Annotated in this window: 18 protein-coding genes; 12 read left to right on the forward strand and 6 right to left on the reverse strand. The window is 66.9% G+C overall.

The features are described 5' to 3' along the window. Positions 1-87: 87 nt before the first annotated feature. Positions 88-687 (reverse strand): DUF5789 family protein, encoded by a 600-nt coding sequence (locus tag MXA07_RS16160; protein ID WP_247729626.1) that lies wholly within the window; start codon positions 685-687, stop codon positions 88-90. A 323-nt stretch (positions 688-1,010) separates the two neighbouring features. Next, positions 1,011-1,829 (reverse strand): DUF7344 domain-containing protein, encoded by an 819-nt coding sequence (locus MXA07_RS16165; RefSeq protein WP_247729627.1) that lies wholly within the window; start codon positions 1,827-1,829, stop codon positions 1,011-1,013. A gap of 386 nt (positions 1,830-2,215) precedes the next feature. Here MXA07_RS16165 and MXA07_RS18325 point away from each other — a divergent pair, with 386 nt between their 5' ends. Beyond that, complete coding sequence (locus MXA07_RS18325; RefSeq protein ID WP_425492181.1) at positions 2,216-2,323, forward strand: C2H2-type zinc finger protein; 108 nt, start codon at positions 2,216-2,218, stop codon at positions 2,321-2,323. A gap of 142 nt (positions 2,324-2,465) precedes the next feature. Here the strand turns inward: MXA07_RS18325 and MXA07_RS16170 are convergent, their stop codons facing one another. Then, the gene (locus tag MXA07_RS16170) at positions 2,466-2,861 is read right to left on the reverse strand and encodes a CopG family ribbon-helix-helix protein (protein WP_247729628.1); all 396 of its coding nucleotides are present in this window, start codon (positions 2,859-2,861) and stop codon (positions 2,466-2,468) included. Between the two features lie 103 nt (positions 2,862-2,964). On the opposite strand from MXA07_RS16170, the gene MXA07_RS16175 reads away from it, so the two are divergent. From MXA07_RS16175 to MXA07_RS16185, 3 genes are all read left to right on the forward strand, one after another. Further along, positions 2,965-3,798 (forward strand): sulfite exporter TauE/SafE family protein, encoded by an 834-nt coding sequence (locus MXA07_RS16175; protein ID WP_247729629.1) that lies wholly within the window; start codon positions 2,965-2,967, stop codon positions 3,796-3,798. Positions 3,799-5,120: 1,322 nt separating this feature from the next. Beyond that, positions 5,121-5,516 (forward strand): VOC family protein, encoded by a 396-nt coding sequence (locus tag MXA07_RS16180; protein ID WP_247729630.1) that lies wholly within the window; start codon positions 5,121-5,123, stop codon positions 5,514-5,516. Between the two features lie 61 nt (positions 5,517-5,577). Continuing rightward, positions 5,578-5,904, forward strand: coding sequence for a nucleoside triphosphate pyrophosphohydrolase (locus MXA07_RS16185; protein ID WP_247729631.1), 327 nt, complete (start codon positions 5,578-5,580; stop codon positions 5,902-5,904). A 39-nt stretch (positions 5,905-5,943) separates the two neighbouring features. On the opposite strand, the gene MXA07_RS16190 is transcribed toward MXA07_RS16185, so the two are convergent. Both MXA07_RS16190 and MXA07_RS16195 read right to left on the reverse strand, forming a co-directional pair. Further along, complete coding sequence (locus tag MXA07_RS16190) at positions 5,944-6,888, reverse strand: helix-turn-helix domain-containing protein (protein ID WP_247729632.1); 945 nt, start codon at positions 6,886-6,888, stop codon at positions 5,944-5,946. Next, a complete protein-coding gene (locus tag MXA07_RS16195; RefSeq protein WP_247729633.1) occupies positions 6,885-8,126 on the reverse strand; it encodes an MFS transporter in 1,242 nt (413 codons plus the stop codon). Before MXA07_RS16195 ends, MXA07_RS16190 begins: the two co-directional genes overlap by 4 nt. Before the next feature lie 311 nt (positions 8,127-8,437). Between MXA07_RS16195 and MXA07_RS16200 the strand changes: the two genes are divergently transcribed. Beyond that, positions 8,438-9,517 (forward strand): aminopeptidase, encoded by a 1,080-nt coding sequence (locus MXA07_RS16200; protein ID WP_247729634.1) that lies wholly within the window; start codon positions 8,438-8,440, stop codon positions 9,515-9,517. A gap of 185 nt (positions 9,518-9,702) precedes the next feature. Then, positions 9,703-10,272 carry a GNAT family N-acetyltransferase gene (locus MXA07_RS16205; protein WP_247729635.1) on the forward strand — a complete coding sequence of 190 codons (570 nt, stop codon included), beginning with the start codon at positions 9,703-9,705 and terminating at the stop codon, positions 10,270-10,272. A gap of 83 nt (positions 10,273-10,355) precedes the next feature. Here MXA07_RS16205 and MXA07_RS16210 read toward each other — a convergent pair whose 3' ends face one another. Further along, complete coding sequence (locus MXA07_RS16210) at positions 10,356-11,168, reverse strand: methyltransferase domain-containing protein (protein WP_247729636.1); 813 nt, start codon at positions 11,166-11,168, stop codon at positions 10,356-10,358. Between the two features lie 582 nt (positions 11,169-11,750). Here MXA07_RS16210 and MXA07_RS16215 point away from each other — a divergent pair. The 6 genes from MXA07_RS16215 to MXA07_RS16240 all read left to right on the forward strand — a co-directional run bounded on the left by MXA07_RS16215 (position 11,751) and on the right by MXA07_RS16240 (position 20,992). Further along, positions 11,751-14,756 carry a PAS domain S-box protein gene (locus tag MXA07_RS16215; RefSeq protein WP_247729637.1) on the forward strand — a complete coding sequence of 1,002 codons (3,006 nt, stop codon included), beginning with the start codon at positions 11,751-11,753 and terminating at the stop codon, positions 14,754-14,756. Positions 14,757-14,827: 71 nt separating this feature from the next. Next, positions 14,828-15,898 carry a pyridoxal-phosphate-dependent aminotransferase family protein gene (locus MXA07_RS16220; RefSeq protein WP_247729638.1) on the forward strand — a complete coding sequence of 357 codons (1,071 nt, stop codon included), beginning with the start codon at positions 14,828-14,830 and terminating at the stop codon, positions 15,896-15,898. A gap of 90 nt (positions 15,899-15,988) precedes the next feature. Next, a complete protein-coding gene (locus MXA07_RS16225; protein WP_247729639.1) occupies positions 15,989-17,533 on the forward strand; it encodes an ATP-binding response regulator in 1,545 nt (514 codons plus the stop codon). A gap of 91 nt (positions 17,534-17,624) precedes the next feature. Next, the gene (gene thiD, locus MXA07_RS16230) at positions 17,625-18,497 is read left to right on the forward strand and encodes a bifunctional hydroxymethylpyrimidine kinase/phosphomethylpyrimidine kinase (RefSeq protein WP_247729640.1); all 873 of its coding nucleotides are present in this window, start codon (positions 17,625-17,627) and stop codon (positions 18,495-18,497) included. Positions 18,498-18,613: 116 nt separating this feature from the next. Beyond that, entirely contained in the window at positions 18,614-18,943 is a 330-nt protein-coding gene (locus MXA07_RS16235) for a tRNA-binding protein (RefSeq protein ID WP_247729641.1), read from the forward strand. 270 nt (positions 18,944-19,213) lie between these two features. Then, complete coding sequence (locus MXA07_RS16240; RefSeq protein WP_247729642.1) at positions 19,214-20,992, forward strand: sensor histidine kinase; 1,779 nt, start codon at positions 19,214-19,216, stop codon at positions 20,990-20,992. The last annotated feature ends 127 nt before the right edge of the window (positions 20,993-21,119 follow it).

Here is a 21,119-nt window from a genome sequence, read left to right on the forward strand (position 1 = left end):
TTCGTATCGGACGGATCGTCGATGAGTAATCCGGACAGCAGCTCGTGGGGTTCGCGCAGTCCCTCACGGTCACACGCGGTCGTCGGACTATATCCCGAGCCACTCGTCGTTTCGGACCTGGTAGCCGTTCGCCCGGCAGAACCTCGCCGCCTCTCGACGTACCGCCCGGGACGTCGGGAGCGTCGCGGTGTCGCGGATTCGCTCGACGATCCAGTCGCTGACGGCCTGGATCCCGTCATCGTCGTCAATGGGATCGATCGCTTCGAGTTCCTCGAAGGTCTTCTCGTACGCTTTGCGCTGCGCCCAGCCGAAATCCGTGTTCCGAAGCGTCGTGCTGGCTTCCACGACCCGCGTCATGGCCTCGGCGACCGTCGGGCGCTGTACCTGGACCCGGACGGCAGCCGGAGCGTCGAACGTCTCCGCGTCCGTCTCCGGGACCAGATCCGCGATCCTGTGGCGTCCCCGGACCGATTCGATCTCGCGATCGCCGATCGCCGCGACGACCTCGGTCCCCGTCGCCGGAAACGTGATCGCGTCGAGTTCCGCCTCGAAATCGGCGAGGGTCGTCGCTTCCACCGGCGGTTCTCGTTCGTCCCCGCGCTCCAGTTCCGTGGCGAGCTCGCGCTCTCGCTGGCGTCGGTCGGCGTCGTGGGCCTGCTTGTCTCGGCCGCGCTTATCGTCTGCCATCCCGCAATGGTGGCCCTCCAGTCGGATAGCTCTGTGGTCGACCGCAGCGACGCCCACCCGCGTCCGCCAGCCGGTGACGTCGAGCGTGACGGTCGTCGCCCGACGGGTCACCGAGTTCAGTTACCCCCAGGAAGGCCGGCCGGGTTCGAGTGGTGCTGAAAGCCGCTGAATCGGTCGCGTATTCTCCCCAGACGGTTAGTAGTACGGCTCCTCTCCAGAGCTCGCAGCGGGCGGAGCGCGATCGGGGACTCGACCGAAGTCGACGTGATCGGCCAGTACAGGCCGTCGGAAGCGTCGGTTCGACACCTCGTAGCTATCGATGCTCACCCCTCGAACGGCAGATCGCCGAGGAAATCGTCGCTCTGATAATCGAGATGATCTATTCGTGACCCGAGCAGTTCGCGAGTAAGGACCACCAGGGGGTTGGTTTTCCCCTCACCGATCATCGCGATTTCCGTTTTCGTCCCACCCAGTCCTTCGTCCCAGAGACCGACGACGACAGTTTCTCGATCGGCCATGATCAGGCGGCTCATCTCGGGGTAGCTCGACCGTTCGTACGTCCAGTCGAGCTGAGGGTCCCACACCGTCGCCTTTGGAAGGTGATTCCGAAAGAAATCCCGAGCCGATCGGCTCTTCGTCCCGGCGTGCAGCTCGACGCCCCGTTCTAGTGCTCGCTCTGCGTACGGGAGACACTCCTCGTCGAGCAGTTCGCCCGACGCGTATATCAAAAAGAGCTCGTCCTCGGCCCGGTCGGCTAACTCCCGGGAGAACGTGTATACGGCTTCTCGCCCCTCCAGTTGGCCGACGACCCGATCGGATTGCCCCCTCGATACAAACTGTGAGAGTACTTCGCCGAGCGTTTCGACGTCCATCCACTCGGCGTCGATCGCCGAGCCGTCCGCCACGGTGGCGACGCCCGTTTCCGATTCGTACTCGATCAATCCGGCCTGCTCGAGTCGAGGAAGGTAGTTGTGGTGGAGAGAAACGGGCGTCCGATCGGGGTCTCCCCCCTCCTCGGCAACGATTCGTTCGGCGATCTCGGTCACGGGGAGGCCGCCAGAGGCGTCGTCCAGAGTGCTCAAGACCGCCCGAGCGGTGCTATCTGACAGCAGGCGAACGAGGGGCTCGTCACGCGATACCATGAGTTACGTATTCTTGTCAGGCTCATAAATCGAAGGCCGCAATTCTCGGATGCCGTCGATGGATACTAGTTCAGCGGGGATAGATCACAGTTCGTCATTTCACGAACAATACGTCCGCCTCGTACGCAGTCGGTTCGGCCCATCCACGTTCGAAGTGCCGGCACGGAATCGATCGGTTCAGTGGACGAACGTGGCGGGTGCTGCCGGACGTTCGACGGAGCAGCCAACCGCCCAGCACGGGGTACCAGGTTGCCGGAGGGAAATCTCGGCGCGTGGTTCGGATCGAAACGTAACCGCAGAGGGGGTCCGGTGATCGGCGGGACGCCCACGATCAGTAGCGCGTGAAAGGCCGACCTATTTACCGCCGCCGGACGTGAACAATTCCCATGTCTGGGAATCACGAGTGCCCGATCTGCGGCGACACGTTCGACTCGAAAGCGGACCTCGAAGAACACTCTCTAGAGGAGCATCGCCAGGAACTCCATCTCGAGTAGGTCGTCCGCTTCGTCGGCCGTCGCCTCTCGGTGGCCCGTTGCGCTCACGCACACCGTTTCTCGACGTCGAACGCGTCCGATATCGTCCAGTTCAGGTGGAGCGCGTAGCGAACGTACCCCCTGTGAGATCCCCGGCCGATCGTTAGTCCTCGTCATCCCGGATAACCATCACCTTGACCCGATTGACGCCGTCAAAGTCGCGGAGTCGGTAGGTGAGGGTACGAACCTGATCGGCCGGTCCGCGGCAAAACAGCGATTCGAGGCACCACTCCCCTTGGTGGGTGTGACTCGTGTTGAGGATCACGTCTTGATACTCGTGTTGGACCGCGTGAAGCTCCTGAATCACCTCGTGGTGGCGATAATCGAACGCGACGAGCGCGACGATCTCCCCGCTTGTCGCTTCGAGGCGGGAGTGAGACTCGATGTACTCCAGCATCGCTTCTCGGACCGCTCGCGATCTGTTTTCGATATCCTGCTCTTGCCAGACCCGGTCGAACTCGTCGACGACTTCGTCTGGAATATTGAAACTCGTTCGCATAGCACCCATCTCGTCGTGAGTCTACAAGAGGCTCTCGTATGACGACTCCCCCATTCCGGTATTAACAACCGTTATCCACGCCGATAGCAGATTCTCGATCAGCATGTTACACGGCGAACCGCTCGGGCTGTTCATCGGAGCGATCGCTCTCGGTGCCGTTCATGGCGTCGAACCGGGTCACGGGTGGCCCATCGCCGCCTCGTACGCGCTCGACCGGACGAACAAGTGGGTGTATGGGTTCGCGGCGAGTCTCATCATCGGCGTCGGTCACCTTATCAGCAGTATCGCGATGGTGGGAGTGTTCTTCTACGCGAAGGACTACTTTAACCTCACGCAGGTCAACGAGCCGATAGCGATAGTCGGTGGCATCGAGATTGGCGGGCCAGTCAGTCTCGTTGCTGGTGTCCTCCTCATCGCGCTCGGGATCCGTGAATACGTCCACGGGCATTCCCACGGCAGTCACGACGATGCCGGCCACTCCGACCAGCTCAACCACGACCACCAACACGATCCGGACGGGCATTCAAGCCAGTCTCACGAGCGAGGCCACGCACACGACCACACCGACGACGGACTGGTCACCCGACTGAAGGGGTTCGTTCCCTTCGTCGATGGGGGCTCGCATTCGCACGATGACCCCGAAGAGACTGCCGACCGCGGACTCCTCGGAATCGCGTGGTTCGCGTTCGTGCTCGGGTTCGCCCACGAAGAGGAGTTCGAGATAATCGCGCTCTGCGCCGGGTCCACCCACTGCCTCGAACTGATGGGTGCGTACGCCCTCACCGTCATCGTGGGTATCGTCGGACTGACGATGTTGTTGATTGCCGGGTACCAGCACTCCGAGGCGAAAGTCGAGCGGTACACGCCGTACCTCCCGGCGTTTTCCGCTGCCGTCCTCAGCATCATGGGACTCGGGTTCATAATCGGAGTGTTCTGACGTCCCGGCCAACCCGCAGATCTACTGAACGGCGCCTCCAGTGGCTTCGGGATGAACCAACCGGTGGCCGAGTGCCACCGTTTCGTAACCCGATCCTGGCGGTCCCGACGAACGGGGGAAAGATCAATCCTACCTCCCGGCCCCAGTTCGCGAGTTCGAAACCGGGTGGGTGATGTGACACCGCGCTCCGGCAGCAGCATCCGGGCCAGTCCGAGGGGCTATTCGATCAGGTTCGGAACTTCGCCGATGCCGGTGGAACGCAGACCCGTCAGAGGCGCGATGACGCGCACCTCCCGAATCACGAACGTAATGGAATTCGTTGCTGCGGACGGAGTCAGTGATACAAGTCGGTAAAGAAAACCGGCTGTTTACAGCAGTAACATCCGCTATTCTGCCATCTCAGGTTCACGAGATGAAACCCCAATACAGGGACAAAATCGCCGACCGATCCTCAACTACCGACAGAGTTCCGCGTCCTGTCCGGTCGTTCACCCCCTGTCCACATGTTCCCGTTGCCGGGTCACTCCAGCCTCCCAGGTGCGGCCACGCAATCCGCACAGATTCGCTTCTCCGACCCCGCGTACCGAGCCGCCAACTGCCCCCGATGCTCCGCCCGGAGCCGCACCCGGTGTTCGTCCGTCGATCCGATTCCGCAGCGCTCGCAGACCACCGCCGACTCGGACTGCTCACTGGAATGCCTGACCACCGTCAGTTCACCGACGACGGTCTCGGTGGAGCCGAGGGCTCGCCGTCCAGTTCGAAAATCAAGCCTGAATTCGTCGACAGCTGCTGACCGTACGACCGGCGTGCGAGACCGTGTTGTCTCGGTAGTGTGTTCGCAACCGTGGCAACCAAATCGCTCCGCGGCGTGCAAGCCACGTCTCGGGTGCCGGTTCCACCCGGGACAATTGCTGCGCCCGTCCCCGCGCGGTCGGTGGGGTTCGTGGCTTCCATTCCGGTGGCAAACGCCAAATATTATATAACTACCGATGCGTGTGAACGGATGGGCAGGCCAACCCACTACGGACCCCCGCTATGCCCGTCGTCGGCGAACACGCCCTCCGAGGGACGGTCGTGATAGCGCCGGCCGTTTCCGAGCGACCGCCGCGAGACGGTCGACCGGGCGGATGGTCGGCCGTCGAAGCGGGATCAACGGACTCGCCGGGTTCGACGCCATCGAGGCCAGGGAACGGACAGTTGACGGGCCGTCGAACGACGGATCGCCAGCCCGTCGCCGGGCCCGACGGAGGTCCCCGTTCGCAGGCACTCGCCAAGCTGGGGCTCGTCCCCACGACTAAGTACGAACGGTTCGATGGGTCTGTATGGAGACCAGAGCGATCGATTTCGTCCGGTACACCGTCAGCGACTTCGGGACTGCGCTGCCGTTCTATCGCGACGCACTCGGACTGGAACTGGAACGACACGTCGAGGAGTACGGCTGGGCGGAGTTCGCCCTCCCGCCCACGACGCTCGCGCTGGACGAAACGGACGACGCCGAACGGACCGAGCCGACCGACCGTGGCGGCGCCGTCGCCCTCGCCGTCGACGACGTCGAGCGAGCGGTCGAGGAACTCCGCGCGGACGGCACGACGGTCCTGCAGGACCCCTTCGAGACCGACGTCTGCGACATCGCGACGGTCGCCGATCCCGACGGGAACCCGATCGTGCTCCACCGCCGTCACGACGGGACGGCAGGCCGCACGGACCCGCTGCCGTAGTCCCCACTGACGCGCGGCCGGCCACCACCGGGCTTATCCGTCGACCGCCGAACGCACGCCTATGGCCGAGGAGTTCGACAAACTCGTCCGCGACGAGGTTCCGACGATCATCGAGGCGAACGGCGAGACGCCGGTCACGCACGTCGCCGACGACGAGGCGTACCGCCGACGCCTCGCCGAGAAGCTGCAGGAGGAGGTCGACGAGTACGTCGAGAGCCGGGCGATCGACGAACTGGCGGACGTGCTGGAGGTCGTCCACGCGATCCGGGCCGATCGAGGAGTTTCGGCCGACGAACTGGAGGAGATTCGCGAGGAGAAAGCCGTCGATCGCGGGCGATTCGCCGAGCGGATCGTCCTGGAACGCGTCGAACCCGGCGACCCCGCGTGACCGGGCCCGTCGAGGCCGCAGATTGCCGCTCGCCTCCGGTCAGCCGCGCCGTCGCTCGACGACCGACTCGACGCGCAGCGAGTCGTCGATCCGGAGCGTGAGCGAGTCGTCCTCGACTCGCAGCGTCACCTCGACGCGGAGCGGGTCCGTCTCGACGACGGTCAGCCCATCGTCCGCGAGCGCCCAGGCGTGGCGCCACTGAGGTCGGTCGCGGACGTCGATCCCGCGGTCCCAGAAGAACGAGACGACTGCGGGGTGATCGAGCACCGTCAGTCCCGGCGGCATGCCGCCGCGGACCCAGCACTGCTCGCAGGAGATGACGGCCCGGACGTCGGCGTCACCGGTGGTGGGCGTGCTCGTCTCGCGGCCGAGTTCGACGTCGATCCGTCCGGCACACTCCGGACAGATTCCGCTCCCGGCGAGCGAGCGCCACGAGCGGGCCCAGCGGTCGAAATCACGTTTCAGTTCCGCGACCGTCCGCGCTGCGACCGCTACGGGCGGAAACTGGATGTGGACGACCTCCTCGTCGCAGGCCGCGCAGGTGATCCGGACGCGCTGGCCGGGATAGTGGATCACCAGCGACGCCGCGCCGCAGGCGTAACAGGTTCCCTCGACAGGTTCCGGCGCCCGCGTCACCGACTCGTCGAGCGCGCCCGACGCGATCGCCGAGACGACGGTCCGGCCGGCGTACGTCAGCGCGTAGCCGTCGGCCGATTCCGCGACGAACCGGTCGACGAGTTCCTGGAGGTGATAGTTGAACTGGCCGCTGTCGCGCATCCCGATCCTGTCCTTGAGCGTCGAGTAGGCGATGGGCGTCTCGCCCCGCTGGTACGCCTCCATCAGAGCGCGCAGGATCGCGACGCGGTGTTCGTTGCCGACGGCGCCGAACGCCGCGGCCGTCTCGTCGTCGCGAGCGCTCGAAGCGCTCCGTTCGCCCTCGTCGGCCCGTCGAGTCCCGCGCGAGTTGGAATCGTCGTGTGTCATCGGTCTGGCTGTGCATCGGCCGAGCGTCCACTACTCGAGGAAGACTGGACGGCGAAGCGGGAAAAAGTCCACCGGCCGAGCGCGGCCACGCCGACGAGCAGGCCGAGCCCGGCGAGGGCGAGCACCTCGCTCGTCGCGAGGCCCGCGTCGGCCGCCCAGCCGGCCGCGAGCAGGAACGGGATGTCCGCGAGCTTCCGGACCATCCGCATCGCGGAGAGGACGGTCGCCCGGCCGGTCCCGCCCAGCTGGTCGTTGACGTACTGCCCGGCCAGCGTCCCCGTGACGTCGGCGACGCCGCGGGCGAGGAGGATCGCCGGGAGGACGAGCGCCGGAACGAACGACAGCCCCAGCAGTCCGAGCCCGACGGCGACGGGAACGACCGAGAACCACCGGCGGAGGCCGATCCGCTCGGCGATGACGCCCGTGTGGTACGAGAGCCCGGCGGAGACGAGACTGATCCCCGCGTAGAGCCCGCCGAGCAGCAGTTCGACGGAGCTGTCGTAGCCGACGGTCGCCGCGTGCGCCTCGACGACGGGCTGGGCGAACATGAAGACGACGGCGAGGACGCCGGCGATACAGACGAAGTAGTAGGGCACGAAGTAGCGGAGGCGGGGAAGCGTGAGGGCGTCGCGGACGAGACCGACCGATTCCCTCGGCGATGGACCGTCACGGACGTAGTGGCGGTCGGTGCGACCCAGCACGAGCAGGGCGGGGATGCCGAGCGCGGACAGGATTCCCGCCGCGAGAAACGGGGCCGCGAGATCGAGCGTTCCCAGGTACCCGCCCAGGAGCGCACCGCCGACGCCGACGGTGCGCGTGAGCGCCTTGGCTCGACCGCTTCGATCGGCGAACCGATCCGACTGTCCCGCTGCAGCGAGTCGGTCGTAGAACCAGGCCGAATCGTTCCCGGAGCGGAGGTTCCAGCCGATCGACCAGACGGGATACACCGCCGCCAGGACGAAGAAGGACTCCGCGAACGCGATCACACCCATCGAGACGGTGATTAGCGCGGTCCCGACGACGAGCGCTCGCAGCCGACCGACGCGGTCGCCCACGAAACCGGTCGGGACCTCGGTGAGGACGGTCGTGAGCGACCCCGCCGCCTCGAGGAGCGCGATCTGGCCCCAGGAGAGCCCGATCGACCGAAAGTACAGGAACATGATCGGGTGGTACAGCGACCGCGCGGTCGTCGCCTTGTACCCGTAGTAGACGAGGAGATCGCGGCCCAACCCGTTCATGTCGCCCATCGCCTCGCGTTTCCGCGTCTCCGTGGAGAGAGCATTCTACGCCACGAAACGCACCGAGGAAGTGTAATATATTTGCGAAGATAATTTCACCGTCCCGGTGTCGGCGGTCGCATTTCGGCGAGGCGGTCTCGCACCGGGACGAACCGATTCGATTGCGATGGGGCGGTGGAGTGCCGGCGAGACGGCCAGAGCGGCTCGGGTCGTCCCGCACCGGATCGACCGGGTTCGCGTATCACGTCACGGATTCCTGTGAAAGAAGCTTCGCAGAGACCTTACAGTGTCCGGGTACGGGGTTGGATTCGATGGATGCCAGAATACGACGACACGCAGAACTCCTCGTCGATCACTGTACGGATGTGGGGGCTGACGATGACGTTATCATCGCGGCTCCGACGCAGGCGACTGATCTGGTGGTCGCGTTGTACGAGCGACTGGGCGAGCGCGGTGCCCGCCCGCGAACCTGGTGGCAGAACCAGCGCGCGAGTCGAGCGTACCACCGCACCATGGACGTCGAGGACTACAGACCGACCCGCGCCGATCGCTCGGCGATGGCGGCGGCCGACGTCGCGATCCTGATCGACGGCCGCACGAACGCGTCGGAGCTAAGCGACGTCGATCCGGCCAAACGAGCGGCGGTGAGTCGCGCCCGGAAACCGATCCTTCGCGAGCGCCTCGACGGGACGCGGTGGGTGATCACGAAACACCCGACGCCGGCGGACGCACAGCGCGCGGGGATGAGCACCGCGGCGTGGGCCGACCTGATCTACGACGCAATCGACGTCGACTGGGACGCCATTCGCGAGCACCAATCTACCCTCGCAGCCGTGCTCGACGACGCGTCCACGCTCCGGCTCGTGGTCGGGGAGCGGACGGACCTTCAGCTATCGATCGACGGTATGGCGGCGCTGAACGACGACGGGCGCGAAAACATGCCGGGCGGCGAAGTCGCCACCGTGCCGGTCGTCGACAGCGCAACCGGTACGGTCGCGATCGACTTCCCCGTGCGGGAGAGTGGACGGGAGATCCGTGACGCACGCCTCACGTTCGATGACGGAACTGTGGTCGAGGCAGATGCGAGCCGGAACGCGGCCTTGCTCCGGCACGTTCTCGACACGGACGACGGTGCTCGACGGCTCGGCGAGATCGGGATCGGGACGAACCCCGGAATCGACCGGATAACGCACACCGTCCTCCTCGACGAAAAGATGGCCGGGACCGTCCACGTCGCACTCGGTGAAGCGATGAGCGAGTGCGTCCCCGACGACCGAACGTACAACGAGAGCGCACGCCACGTGGACATGCTCGTTGACGTGAGCGAGGACGCCCGGCTCGAAGCGGACGGCGACGTCATTCAGCGAAACGGCGAGTTCGTGATCGATTGATTGAACGATGATCCACCGACACCGAACCACGCGACGATGCAACACGTCCGACGGACGGATTCGACCGTCCCGTCGCTCGACCGAAGAACCGGGATCAGGGCGCGAGAGCGCGTCGAAGCGGGCCCCACGCCAGGTCCATCCAGATTCGAGGGTGTCGCCGCCATCCGCGGGGGTGACGCGCTAACATGCCCGGTTCACGCGTCGAACGCGGCGAGACCGTCTCCCTCCGGACGGTCGAACCGGAAGACGCCCCGTTTCTCCAGCGGGCCTACGCGGAACCGGGACTTCGGGAACCCCTCGGGCGTCCGATCCGGTCTCGCTCTCGGGTGGCGGCGGAGATCGAATCACTCGCGGAAGACGACGATCGCGTCCACCTCCTCGTCTGCCTCGAAGACGACGACCCGACGCCCGGACCGGTCGACCCGGGACTGGTGACGCCGATCGGCGTCGTCCTCGCCCGCCGCGTTCGCGTCCGTCCGAATCTCGCCGTCTGGCTCGCCCCGGCCCACCAGGGATCGGGATACGCCCGGGAAGCTCTGACGCTCGCGATCGAGACCATCTTTCGAACCCACGACGTCCCGTCGATCGGCGCCGGGGTGTACGAGTGGAACGAGGCCTCACGAGCGCTCCTGGAGGCCGTGGGCTTCACCCTGGAAGGCCGCCAGCGGCGGGTGAAATTCCACGACGGCGCGTACCACGACAATCTCAAGTACGGACTACTTCGAACGGAGTGGGAGCGCCTGCAGGACGGCTAAGCGGTCGTCTCCGCCACGAACGCAGCCCGGATCCGATCACCGGCGAGAAGAAATTCGGTGGCGGACGACAGACGGATCCTCGGTCAGCGCTCCGAATCCACTGGCGCCGCGGCTGGCTTCGCGACGACGTACAGGTACTGCGTGAGGCTGAAGAAAAACTCGTCGCGATCGGCCCGCTTCCGAAGGTCCTCGACCCAGGCGTCCGCCACCCGCGCGTCGATTTGGCCCTGATCGACCACGTAGTCCCGGACGGCGTGCACGAGGTGAAACGCGTACGAGTCCGCCGGGAACTCGGTCGCGATGATCGTGTTGGGTTCGACCCGCTCGACCCGCAGCCCGGCCTCGCGCAGGGCGGGTCCGAGCGCCGAACCTAATCGGGGGTGTGGACAGTGACCGTCGTACGCCGAGAGAATCCGATCCGCCCGCTCGGAATCGTCGGTCCGCCAGACCAGCGACGCGAAGTCCGTGTCGTAGACGGCCGCGCGGCCGCCGGGTCGAAGCACCCGTTCTAACTCGGCCAGGGCTGCGTCGAGGGGCTCGACGTACTCGTAGACCTGTACGGCGACGGCCGCGTCTATCGATCCGGTCGAAATCGGCAGATCCGTCGCTTCACCGCACGCGAGCGACGCGTTCGGTGCGTCGGCGCATCGACGAACCGCCAGGTCCAGCATCGCTTCGCTCCGGTCGACGCCGTGAACGTGGCCCTCGCGGCCCACCAGCGGTGCGATTTCGGCCGGCTCGAATCCCGGCCCGCAGCCGATGGAGAGGACGGTCTCGCCGGGGCGGGGTGCGAGTCGATCCCTGACGAGCGACCGGCGCTCCGCCGCCGCTGGCGACTCGTACGCGGCCGACTCGCGTTCGGCCGCGTCACGGTCGTAGGTGGCGGGGTCACTCATACGCCGCTCACCGAGGGCCGAATATGAGACAGTTCGTCGCGCGATAGCTCCGCGACCGCCATACGGACGATCGACGACGGCCCGGCTTTCGGCGTCGGCGACGAGCAACGGCGGCTCACCAGCCCATCCTGGCACCTGCTGTCCGCGAAGGGCCCGTCGTCCCACCAGCGCATCTCCATGAGTCCCGGAAAGATTCGGCCGGATCACGGTAAACGCTTTGTGAACGTCTTTTCACGCAGGTGCTTGCCTCGGCCCGATTGGCGGCGCGTGGCAGAAATCCTGCCGACGGAATCCGCGACGCTTAGCCCGGCGGAGAGCGCCGTCGCCACCGCGGTACCGTGGTGGGTGACGCTCTCCTCGACGGCGAGTCGGGTCACAAGACGGGCTTGGTCCGGTCGATCGCGCCCGTCGCCCCCAGTTCGATTCCGGCGGCGGGTCGCGGGCCGAATCGGCGCCGTCGGTGCGATCGGCTCTCGGTGCACCAGTCCGGCTCGATGCGGCACTTGTCAACTCACACCCCCGTACGTGTCGATATTCGAACTCGACCGGTGATTTAACCGTGTGACGCTGGTGAGAAGACGTATGAATACGCGTCCGGGAGCCACCGACGAGCCGTTCTGGGGCGCCGTCGACGACGAGGTTGCCCTGGATCGGTATCGAACGCTCGTCAACACGATCGACGACGGTCTCTACCAGCTGGACGCGGAGGGGCGCTTCGTCGCCGTCAACGACGTCGTCGTCGAGACGACGGGCTACGCCCGCGAGGAACTCGTCGGCGAGCACGTCTCGATCCTGCTGACCGACGAGGACGTGACGCGCATTGCGCGCGAAATCACGCGGCAGCTCGACGCGGAGGACGGACCCATCTCCACCTTCGAACTCGGCATCCAGACGGCCGACGGCGGGACGGTCCCCTGCGAGTTGCGGGTCAACCTGCTGATCGATTCGGGGGAGTTCGCCGGGACGATCGGCGTCGTCCGGGACATCTCCGAGAAGACCCAGCGGCTGGCCACCCTCGAGTCCGCGCAGGCGTCCTACGACTCGATGACGAACGTCCTCGACGAGGCGAACATCGGCGTTTTCGTCCTCGACGAGACGTTCTCAGTCGCGTGGGTCGACGAGACCATCGAGGAGTACTTCGGGCTGGAACGGGAGTCCCTGATCGGACGTGACAAGCGGCGGCTCGTGCGAGAACGCATCACCGACCGTGTCGCCGATCCCGACGCCTTCGCCGAGCGAGTCCTGGCGACGTACGACGACAACAGTTACATCGAGGAGTTCGAGTGCCGCGTGACGCCCGGGCCGAATCGCGAGGGGCGCTGGCTCGAACACCGGAGCAAACCGATCGAATCGGGCCAGTACGCCGGCGGTCGGATCGAGCTCTACTACGACATCACCGAGCGGAAGGCGTCGGAAGGCGCCCTCGAAGAGAGCGAGGATCGGTTCCAGTCGCTGGTCGACGCCGTCGAGGGGTACGCGATCTATCGCCTCGATACGGACGGCCGCGTGATCAGCTGGAACGAGGGCGCGAAGGAGATCGTCGGCCACGAAGCGCCCGCGATCCTCGGCGAGCACGTCTCGACGTTCTACACCGACGCCGATCGCGAGACCGGCGTCCCGCGGCGGAACCTGCGGCGGGCGATCGAGACGGGCTCGGTCGAGGTCGAGGGCTGGCGACGCACGGCGGACGGCGGACGGTTCCGGGCGGACGAGACGATCACGGCGATCCGGGACGATGCCGGGACCCACCGGGGCTACCTGATCGTCGCGCGGGACACGACAGAGCGCTACGAGCGCGAGCGGGAGCTGGAGAGCGAACTCGAGCGCGTCTTCGGCCGAATCTCCGACGCCTTCTTCGCCGTCGACGAGGCGTTTCGATTCACGCACGTCAACGAGCGCGCGGAAACGCTCCTCCAGCGGAGCGCAGACGAACTGATTGACGAATCCCTCTGGGAGGTCTTCCCCGAAGCGTCCGAGATGGCCGCCGTTCGGGAGGCGTTCGACACCGCGCTGACCGACCAGGCGGTGACCAGCTACGAGCTCTATCACGAGGAACTCGGCATCTGGGTGGAGGCGAACCTCTATCCGTCCGAGACGGGCATCTCGGTGTACTTCCGCGACGTGACCGACCGCACGGAGCGCGAGCGGGAACTGGAACGCTACGAGACGATCGTCGAAACCGTCGACGACGGCATCTACGCGGTCGACGCGGACGGCCACTTCGTCTTGGTCAACGAGGCGTTCTGCGCGATGACCGGCTACCGGCGGGACGAACTGCTCGGGAGCCACGCGACGATCGTCCACGAGGAGGACGTCACGACGCAGGCGGAGGCGGCCGTCGCCGACATCGTAGCCGGCGACCGAGAGGTCGGGAAGATCGACCTGAACCTGCAGCCGAAGGCCGACGAAGCGTTTCCCGCCGAGAGCCGGATCGCGCCGTTTCCGATCGGCGACGAACACGGCCGCTGCGGCGTCGTCAGGGACATTTCCGAGCGAGTCGCTCGCGAACGCGCGCTCGAGAAGAGCGAGCGTCGATACCGAACCCTCGTCGAGAACTTCCCGAACGGTGCGGTCGGACTCTTCGACGAGGAGTACACCTACTCCGTCGTCGGGGGTGAACTGCTCGACGAGGTGGGACGCGACCCGGACGAGGTCGTCGGCGAGCGGGTGATCGATCGATACCCCGACGCGACCGCCGACCGGATCGAACCGTACCTGCGAGCTGTCTTCGAGGGGGAATCGAACTCGTTCGACCTCGAGTTCGGCGACCGGCACCTGAACGCGCACGCGCTTCCCGTCCACGACGCCGACGGCGACATCTACGCCGGCATGCTCGTGGTGCAGGACGTCACCGAGCGCACCGAATATCGCCGTCGCCTCGAGTCGTCGAACGAGCGACTGGAGACGTTCGCCTACGCGGCCTCGCACGACCTGCAGGAACCGCTGCGGATGGTGACCAGCTACCTCCAGCTGCTCGAGCGACGCTACGGTGACGAACTCGGCGCCGACGGCCGGGAGTTCCTCGAGTTCGCCGTCGACGGCGCCGAGCGGATGCGGGAGATGATCGACGGCCTGCTGGAGTACTCGCGAGTCGAAACGCGGGGCGATCCGTTCGAACCGATCGACCTGAACGACGTCCTCGAGGACGTTCGACGCGATCTGGAAGTGCGGATCGCGGAGAGCGACGCGGAGATCTCGGCCGAGCGCCTGCCCCGCGTCCGCGGCGACGCCAGCCAGTTGCGACAGGTGTTCCAGAACCTGCTCGAGAACGCGATCGCGTACAGCGGCGACGAACCGCCGACGATCGAGATTTCCGCCGAGCGCGACGGCGACGACTGGATCGTCTCCGTTCGTGACGACGGTATCGGAATCGATCCGGACGACCAGGAGCGCATCTTCGACGTCTTCCAGCGACTCCACACGCACGACGAGCATCCGGGGACGGGGATCGGACTCGCACTGACGCGGCGGATCGTCGAGCGCCACGGGGGCGAGATCCGGGTCGAATCGGACCCGGGCGAGGGAGCGACGTTCTCCTTCGGCCTGCCGGCGGCCGACGACGAGGGGAGGTCGCGCGACCGGGAGTGACGGCCCCCGAGCCTGGCCGGTTCGCGCACCCGACCGAAACTGGCACCTGCGTGCGCGACGCAGACCGACCCATGCTCTTCACGCCAGGGCCGACGGCCGTTCCGCCGTCGGTCAGGGAGGCGATGGCCGAACCGCAGCCGAACCCGGACATCGACCCATCGTTTCGCGAGCGTTACGAGGCCGTCTGCGAGAAACTCGCGACGATCTACGATACCGACCACGACGTAGTCGTGATGGGCGGCGAGGGCATCCTCGGACTCGAGGCGGCGATCGCGTCGCTGGTCGCGCCCGGCGATCGCGTCCTCTGCATCTCGAACGGGCTCTACGGCGACGGCTTCGCCGACTTCGTCGACTCGTACGACGGCGAGGCGGAACTCGTCTCGGCGCCGTTCGACGAGGGCTACGATTTCGACGCGATCGACGAAGCGCTCGAATCGGCGGCGGACGCGGGCGAACCGTTCGCGCTCGCGACGATGGTCCACTGCGAGACGCCGACGGGGACGCTCAACGACCTCGGTCCCGTTCTCGATCGGCTCGAGGCCCACGACGTCCCCTCGGTCGTCGACGCCGTCTCGTCGCTCGGCGGGGTGCCCGTCCCGACCGACCGGATCGACGTCTGCCTCGGCGCGTCCCAGAAGTGCTTCTCCGCCCCGCCGGGGCTGACGACCGCCGCGATCAGCGATCGCGCGTGGGACTTGGTGGCCGAGCGCGACCCGGACTCGCTGTACACCAACTTCCGGCCCTGGCGCGACGTCTCCGAGGACTTTCCCTACACCCATCTCGACGCGAACGTCGCCGCCCTCGACGCGGCGCTCGACCGACTGCTCGAGGAGGGGCTCGACGCCGTCTACGAGCGCCACGCGGCCGCCACCGAGCGCTGTCGGGAGCGCGGCGCCGACCTCGGCCTCGAACCGTATCCCGACGGCGAGCGGGCGAGTCCGACCGTCACGGCGTTCCGCCTGCCGGGCGAGGCGAGCCGGATCCAGCGCCGGGTCGCCGAGGAGGAAGACGTCGTCCTGGCGACTGGCCTCGGCGACCTGGCCGACGATGTTCTCCGGATCGGGCACATGGGATACAACGCCGACGTTGCAAAGGTCGACCGGGCGATGGACGCCGTCGCGGCCGTCTCCGATTCGGCGTAAACTGGCCGCTCCCTCCAACGCCCATAACCGCCGAAAACGGGCGCCATTCCGTATCAAAACGGCTTTTTCGGTCGACGGGAAAGGGCGGCCATGCACGAAACGATCCGGATCCTGTACGTGGACGACGATCCGGATTCGGGCCACCGCACCGCGACGCTCGAGCGGGCGGACGACCGGTTCAGCGTCGAGAGCGCGGAAGGGGTGGAGAACGCACGGACCCACCTCGAACGGGCGGCGTTCGACTGTGTCGTCTCGACGACCCGGCTCCCGGACGGCGGCGACCTCGACCTGCTCCGTGCGATCAGGCGGGGCGACGACCGACTCCCGTTCATCCTGGTCGTGGGTCGAGCGGGGGAGGACGTCGCGAGCGAGGCGATCGCTGCGGGTGCCACCGATTACCTGCGCGAGGGAACCGACGGGAACGCCACCGAGCGCCTGGCGGACCGCATCGAGACCGCCGTCGTCGGTCGGCGTGACCGCGACCGCCACCTCGCGAGGCAGAACGAGAAGATCGAGGCGTTACACGCCGTCGCGACGGACATCGACTCGTGCGAGACGCCGGAATCCGTCTACGAGACGGTCGTCGACGCCGCCGAATCCATCCTCGAGTTCGACATCGCCATCGCTGACGCCAGGGAGGGCGACGAACTCGTCCCGCAGGCCATCTCCACGCACCTCTCTGCCGAGCAGTACTACGACACGACGCCGGTCGACGCCGAGGACAACCTGGCCGCCGAGGCGTTCCGGACCGGCGAGGCGAGTCTCGTCGACGACCTGCACGCCGAGGGCGCCGCGCCCGCGGACTCGGCGTTTCGCTCCGCGCTCTCCGTACCGATCGGCGCGTACGGCGTCTTTCAGACGGTCACGAAGGACCCGGGCGCGTTCGACGAACGGGACCTGGAACTCGTCGAACTGCTCCTCTCGCACGCGATCGAACAGTTGGCGCGGATCGAGAACGAGCACGAACTGCGGGCGCGAACCGAGGCGCTCCGCGAGCGGACCGACGAACTCGAGCGAAAGAACGATCGACTCAACGAGTTCGCGACCGTCATCTCCCACGACCTGCGGAACCCGCTCACCGTCGCGAAGGGGCAACTCGACCTCCTGAGTGCGGACTGCGAGAGCGAGCACGTCGCGGAGATCGAGTCCGCCCTCGATCGAATGGACGCGCTGATGGAGAACCTCCTGACCCTCGCGAGGGAGGGAAACAGTGTCGACGAACTGCGAGCCGTCGACCTCGAAACCGCCGGCAGACAGGCCTGGGGCACCGTCGATACCGACGACGCGACGCTCTCCGTCGAAACCGACCGAGTCGTCCGGGCCGACGAGGTCAGGCTGAGGCAGCTCCTCGAGAATCTCGTTCGCAACGCGATAGAACACGGCGGCGCGGAGGTGACGGTCACGATCGGGGACCGCGACGGCGGGTTCTACGTGGCCGACGACGGCGACGGTATCCCCCCGGCCGAGCGCGACCAGATCTTCGAGAGCGGGTTCACCACGTCGGACGGCGGCACGGGCTTCGGGCTGGCGATCGTCTCGGAGATCGCCGCGGCCCACGGCTGGGACGAGTCAGTAACCGAGAGCGAGGGCGGCGGCGCCCGGTTCGACCTGACGGGAGTCGACGTGATCGAGTGACGACAAACCGGGCCTCCCGAGGCTGGCGATCCATCACCGTCGGGCCCGCAGGTCCACCACTGATTTGTACCACCGGATGGTATCTCCGGGTATGATCGAACCGACGCCGACCGCGCCGCCCGTCGCACTGACGATCGCCGGGAGCGACTCCGGCGGCGGTGCCGGCATCCAGGCGGATCTCTCGACGTTTACAGCCCACGACGTCTTCGGTGCGTCCGCGATCACCGCCGTGACGGCCCAGCACACCCGCGGCGTCGAGTCCTCGCACGTGCTCTCACGCGAGGCGGTGGCGGCCCAGTTCGACGCCGTCGCCGACGACTTCGCCGTCGGCGCGGCCAAGACGGGCATGCTCGCCACGGCCGACATCGTCGAGCTCGTGGCCGAGCGAGCGTCGTCCGTCGCGTTCCCCCTCGTCGTCGACCCCGTTATGGTCGCCACGTCGGGCGACCGCCTCCTCGATCGGGACGCCGAGGCGGCCTACGAGGCGCTGATCGCCGAGGCGACGGTCGTCACGCCCAACGCGGACGAGGCGACGGTGCTCACGGACGTCGAGATCGCCGACGTCGCGGACGCCGTGGCGGCCGGACGCGAACTGCTCACTCTCGGTGTCGACGCCGCGCTGGTCAAAGGGGGCCACGTCCCCGGCGAGACGGTCACGGACGTGCTCGTGGCCGACCCGAACGCCGTCGATCCCGACGCCGGCGCGTCGGGCGTGGACATCTCTCGCGATGACGGGGCGATCGTCGCGACATTCGAGCACGAGCGCGTCGACACCGACGCGACCCACGGCTCCGGCTGTACGTTCTCGGCCGCGATCGCCGCTCGGTTGGCCCGCGGCGAGGACCTCCTCGAGGCCGTCGGCGACGCGACGGACTTCGTCGCCCGCGCCATCGAGGCCCACTACGACGTCGGGCGGGGACCCGGCGCGGTCAATCCGCAGGCCGATCGGCGAAGCATCGAGTGAGCCTCCCTCGGGTGGCAGGACGACTCCGCAAGACCCAGCAGTGACCGAGGCGAGTTCGGAACCGATAGAACTGCCCCGGTGAGGAGCTTTTTATCCGCCCCGACGAATCGGGGCGTATGGTCGACAGTCCGTTCGAGACCGAGTTCGAGGTCGGCGAGGTGATCGACGCGGAGTCGTTCCCCGAGACGAACAAGGCGGCCATGACGAAACTGCGGATCGATCTCGGCGACGAGGAGATCCAGTCGGCGGCCCAGCTCGACTACCACTACGATCCGGAGGACCTCGTGGGGCGGCGGGTGCTCTGCGCGACGAACCTGGGATCGGTCCGCATCGCGGGCTTCAAATCGGAGGCGCTGACCGTCGGCGTTCCGAGCGACGAGGGCTATCCCGTCCTCGTCTCGCCGGACGACGGGATCGACGTCTCGCTCGGCGCCACGCTGTACTGACCGCGCCCCCGTTGTGTCGTCGACCCTCACTCGTCGGTAGAACGGTCGAACGAGCGCCAGATCGAAACGACGGGCGGATGTAAGATACTGACTCGAGCCCAGATACTATACGGACGTGATCGCGGGGCGGTTAGAGCGACCTCGCGTGCGGTGACCGATCCGACGCGGATCCGGCACGTCGGCCCGGAGCACAGATTTTGCTCGAGGATCCGTGCACGGTCGTCAGCGTGGCCAGTAGCACTAAGAAACGGGCGCGCGGTGCACTCGGCGATGGAATTGTCAGCGCAGTCGGTCTACTTCATCCTGCTCGCGGTGGCGACGCTCGTCAGCGTGGTCATCGGCGTCTCCGCGATCCGGAACCGGACGGAGACGGGCGCCACGGTGCTCGCCATCATCGCCGTCGCGATGGCGGTCTGGCTCCTCGGAGACTTTCTCACAGTGTACGCCTCGTCGCTCACGGCCAGCGTTCGGTCGGCACAGCTCGGCTGGATCGGCACGGTCACCGTTCCGACGGCGCTGTTCGTCTACGTCCTCCGCTACACCGGCCGCGAGCGATACGCCACCGCGCCGGTCATCGCCGGGCTGGCGATCGTTCCGGTGATCACGTACGCACTGGTCCTGACGAACGGCGCACACGGGCTCATCTGGTCGAGCGTCGAGCCCGCGCCCGAGACGCTGATCGGGTTCGAAGTGGCTCACGGGCCGGCGTTTGTCGCCTACACGGTCTACGCCTACACGCTCGTCGCGCTGACTACCGTCTTCCTCCTCGGCTTCCTGATCCGCTCGCGAAGCATCTACCGAGGCCAGGCGGCTGCGCTCGTCCTGGCAATCGCCGCCCCCTGGCTCGGGAACGTCCTGTACGTTTCCGGTCTCTTCGCGAAGGATCTGACGCCGCTCTCGTTCAGCGTGACGACCGCCGCGCTCGGCCTCGCGATGGTTCGCTACCGGTTCGCGGACGTCATCCCGGTGGCCCGCGACACCGTCGTCGACAACATCACCGACGGCGTCTTCGTCCTCGACGGGACGGACCGCCTGGTGGACGTCAACCCCGGCGGCCGGCGGCTGTTCGGCGACGACGGCGACGACTCGCTCGTCGGCCGACCCGCGGCGGCGGTGTTCCCGGATCCGCTGGTCGAATCCGACGGCTCCGTCCGCGAGCGGTCGGCCGAAGTGACCGTCTACACCCGGCAAGGCCTCCGGTATCTCGCCGTCGACGTGACGTCGCTTTCGGATCGCCAGGACCGATCCGTCGGCCGGCTGCTCATCGCCCGCGACGTCACCGAACGTCGCCGATACGAACGCGAACTCGAGCGCCAGAACGAACGGCTCGATCGCTTCGCCAGCGTCGTCAGCCACGACCTGCGCAACCCGCTCAACGTCGCCGAGGGGTACCTCTCGATCCTCGCCGAACGACGCGACGACGCCGAGATCGACGAGATCGAGGCGTCACTGAGGCGGATGGAGGTCATCATCGAGGACGTGCTAACCCTCTCCAGACAGGGCGACACCGTCGACGACCGATCGTCGGTTCTTCTCTCGACACTCGCCGAGAGAGCCTGGAACAGCGTCGAGACCGACGAGGCGACGTTGCGGATCGAGACGGGCGACCACCGCCTCACCGCCGACGAATCGAGGCTCACGCAGGCGTTCGAGAACCTGTTTCGCAACGCCGTGGAACACAATTCCGCGAGCCGTTCGGAAGCTGACGCTTCCGAAGACGCCGTCGAACACGGCGACGATGACCTCACCGTGACCGTCGGAACCATCGACGAGGCGGTCGGATCCGACGGGTCGAGTGCGAGGGCCGGCCCAGCCGGACCCATGCCGCTAAACGGCTTCTACGTCGCGGACGACGGCGTGGGCGTCCCCGAAAGCGAGCGGGAAGCCATCCTCGAATCCGGGTACACCACGAACGCGGACGGCACCGGGCTCGGCCTCGACATCGTCCGGTCGATCGTCGAGGCCCACGGCTGGTCGCTGTCGGTCGCCGAATCGGTCGACGGGGGAGCCAGGTTCGAGGTCACGTACGATCCCGATCGCGAGCGGTAGTACGAGACGCCTCGGTTCGAAGCCGGCGTCGGTCTCACAGCACGGATCCGGTCGACACCGCCCGGAGTCTGCGTATCCCGGACCGGCCGTCCGGAAACCGGTAGCGACGGCGTACAGTGGCCGCTGC

This window comes from Halovivax limisalsi, from assembly GCF_023093535.1.
Lineage (GTDB): Archaea > Halobacteriota > Halobacteria > Halobacteriales > Natrialbaceae > Halovivax > Halovivax limisalsi.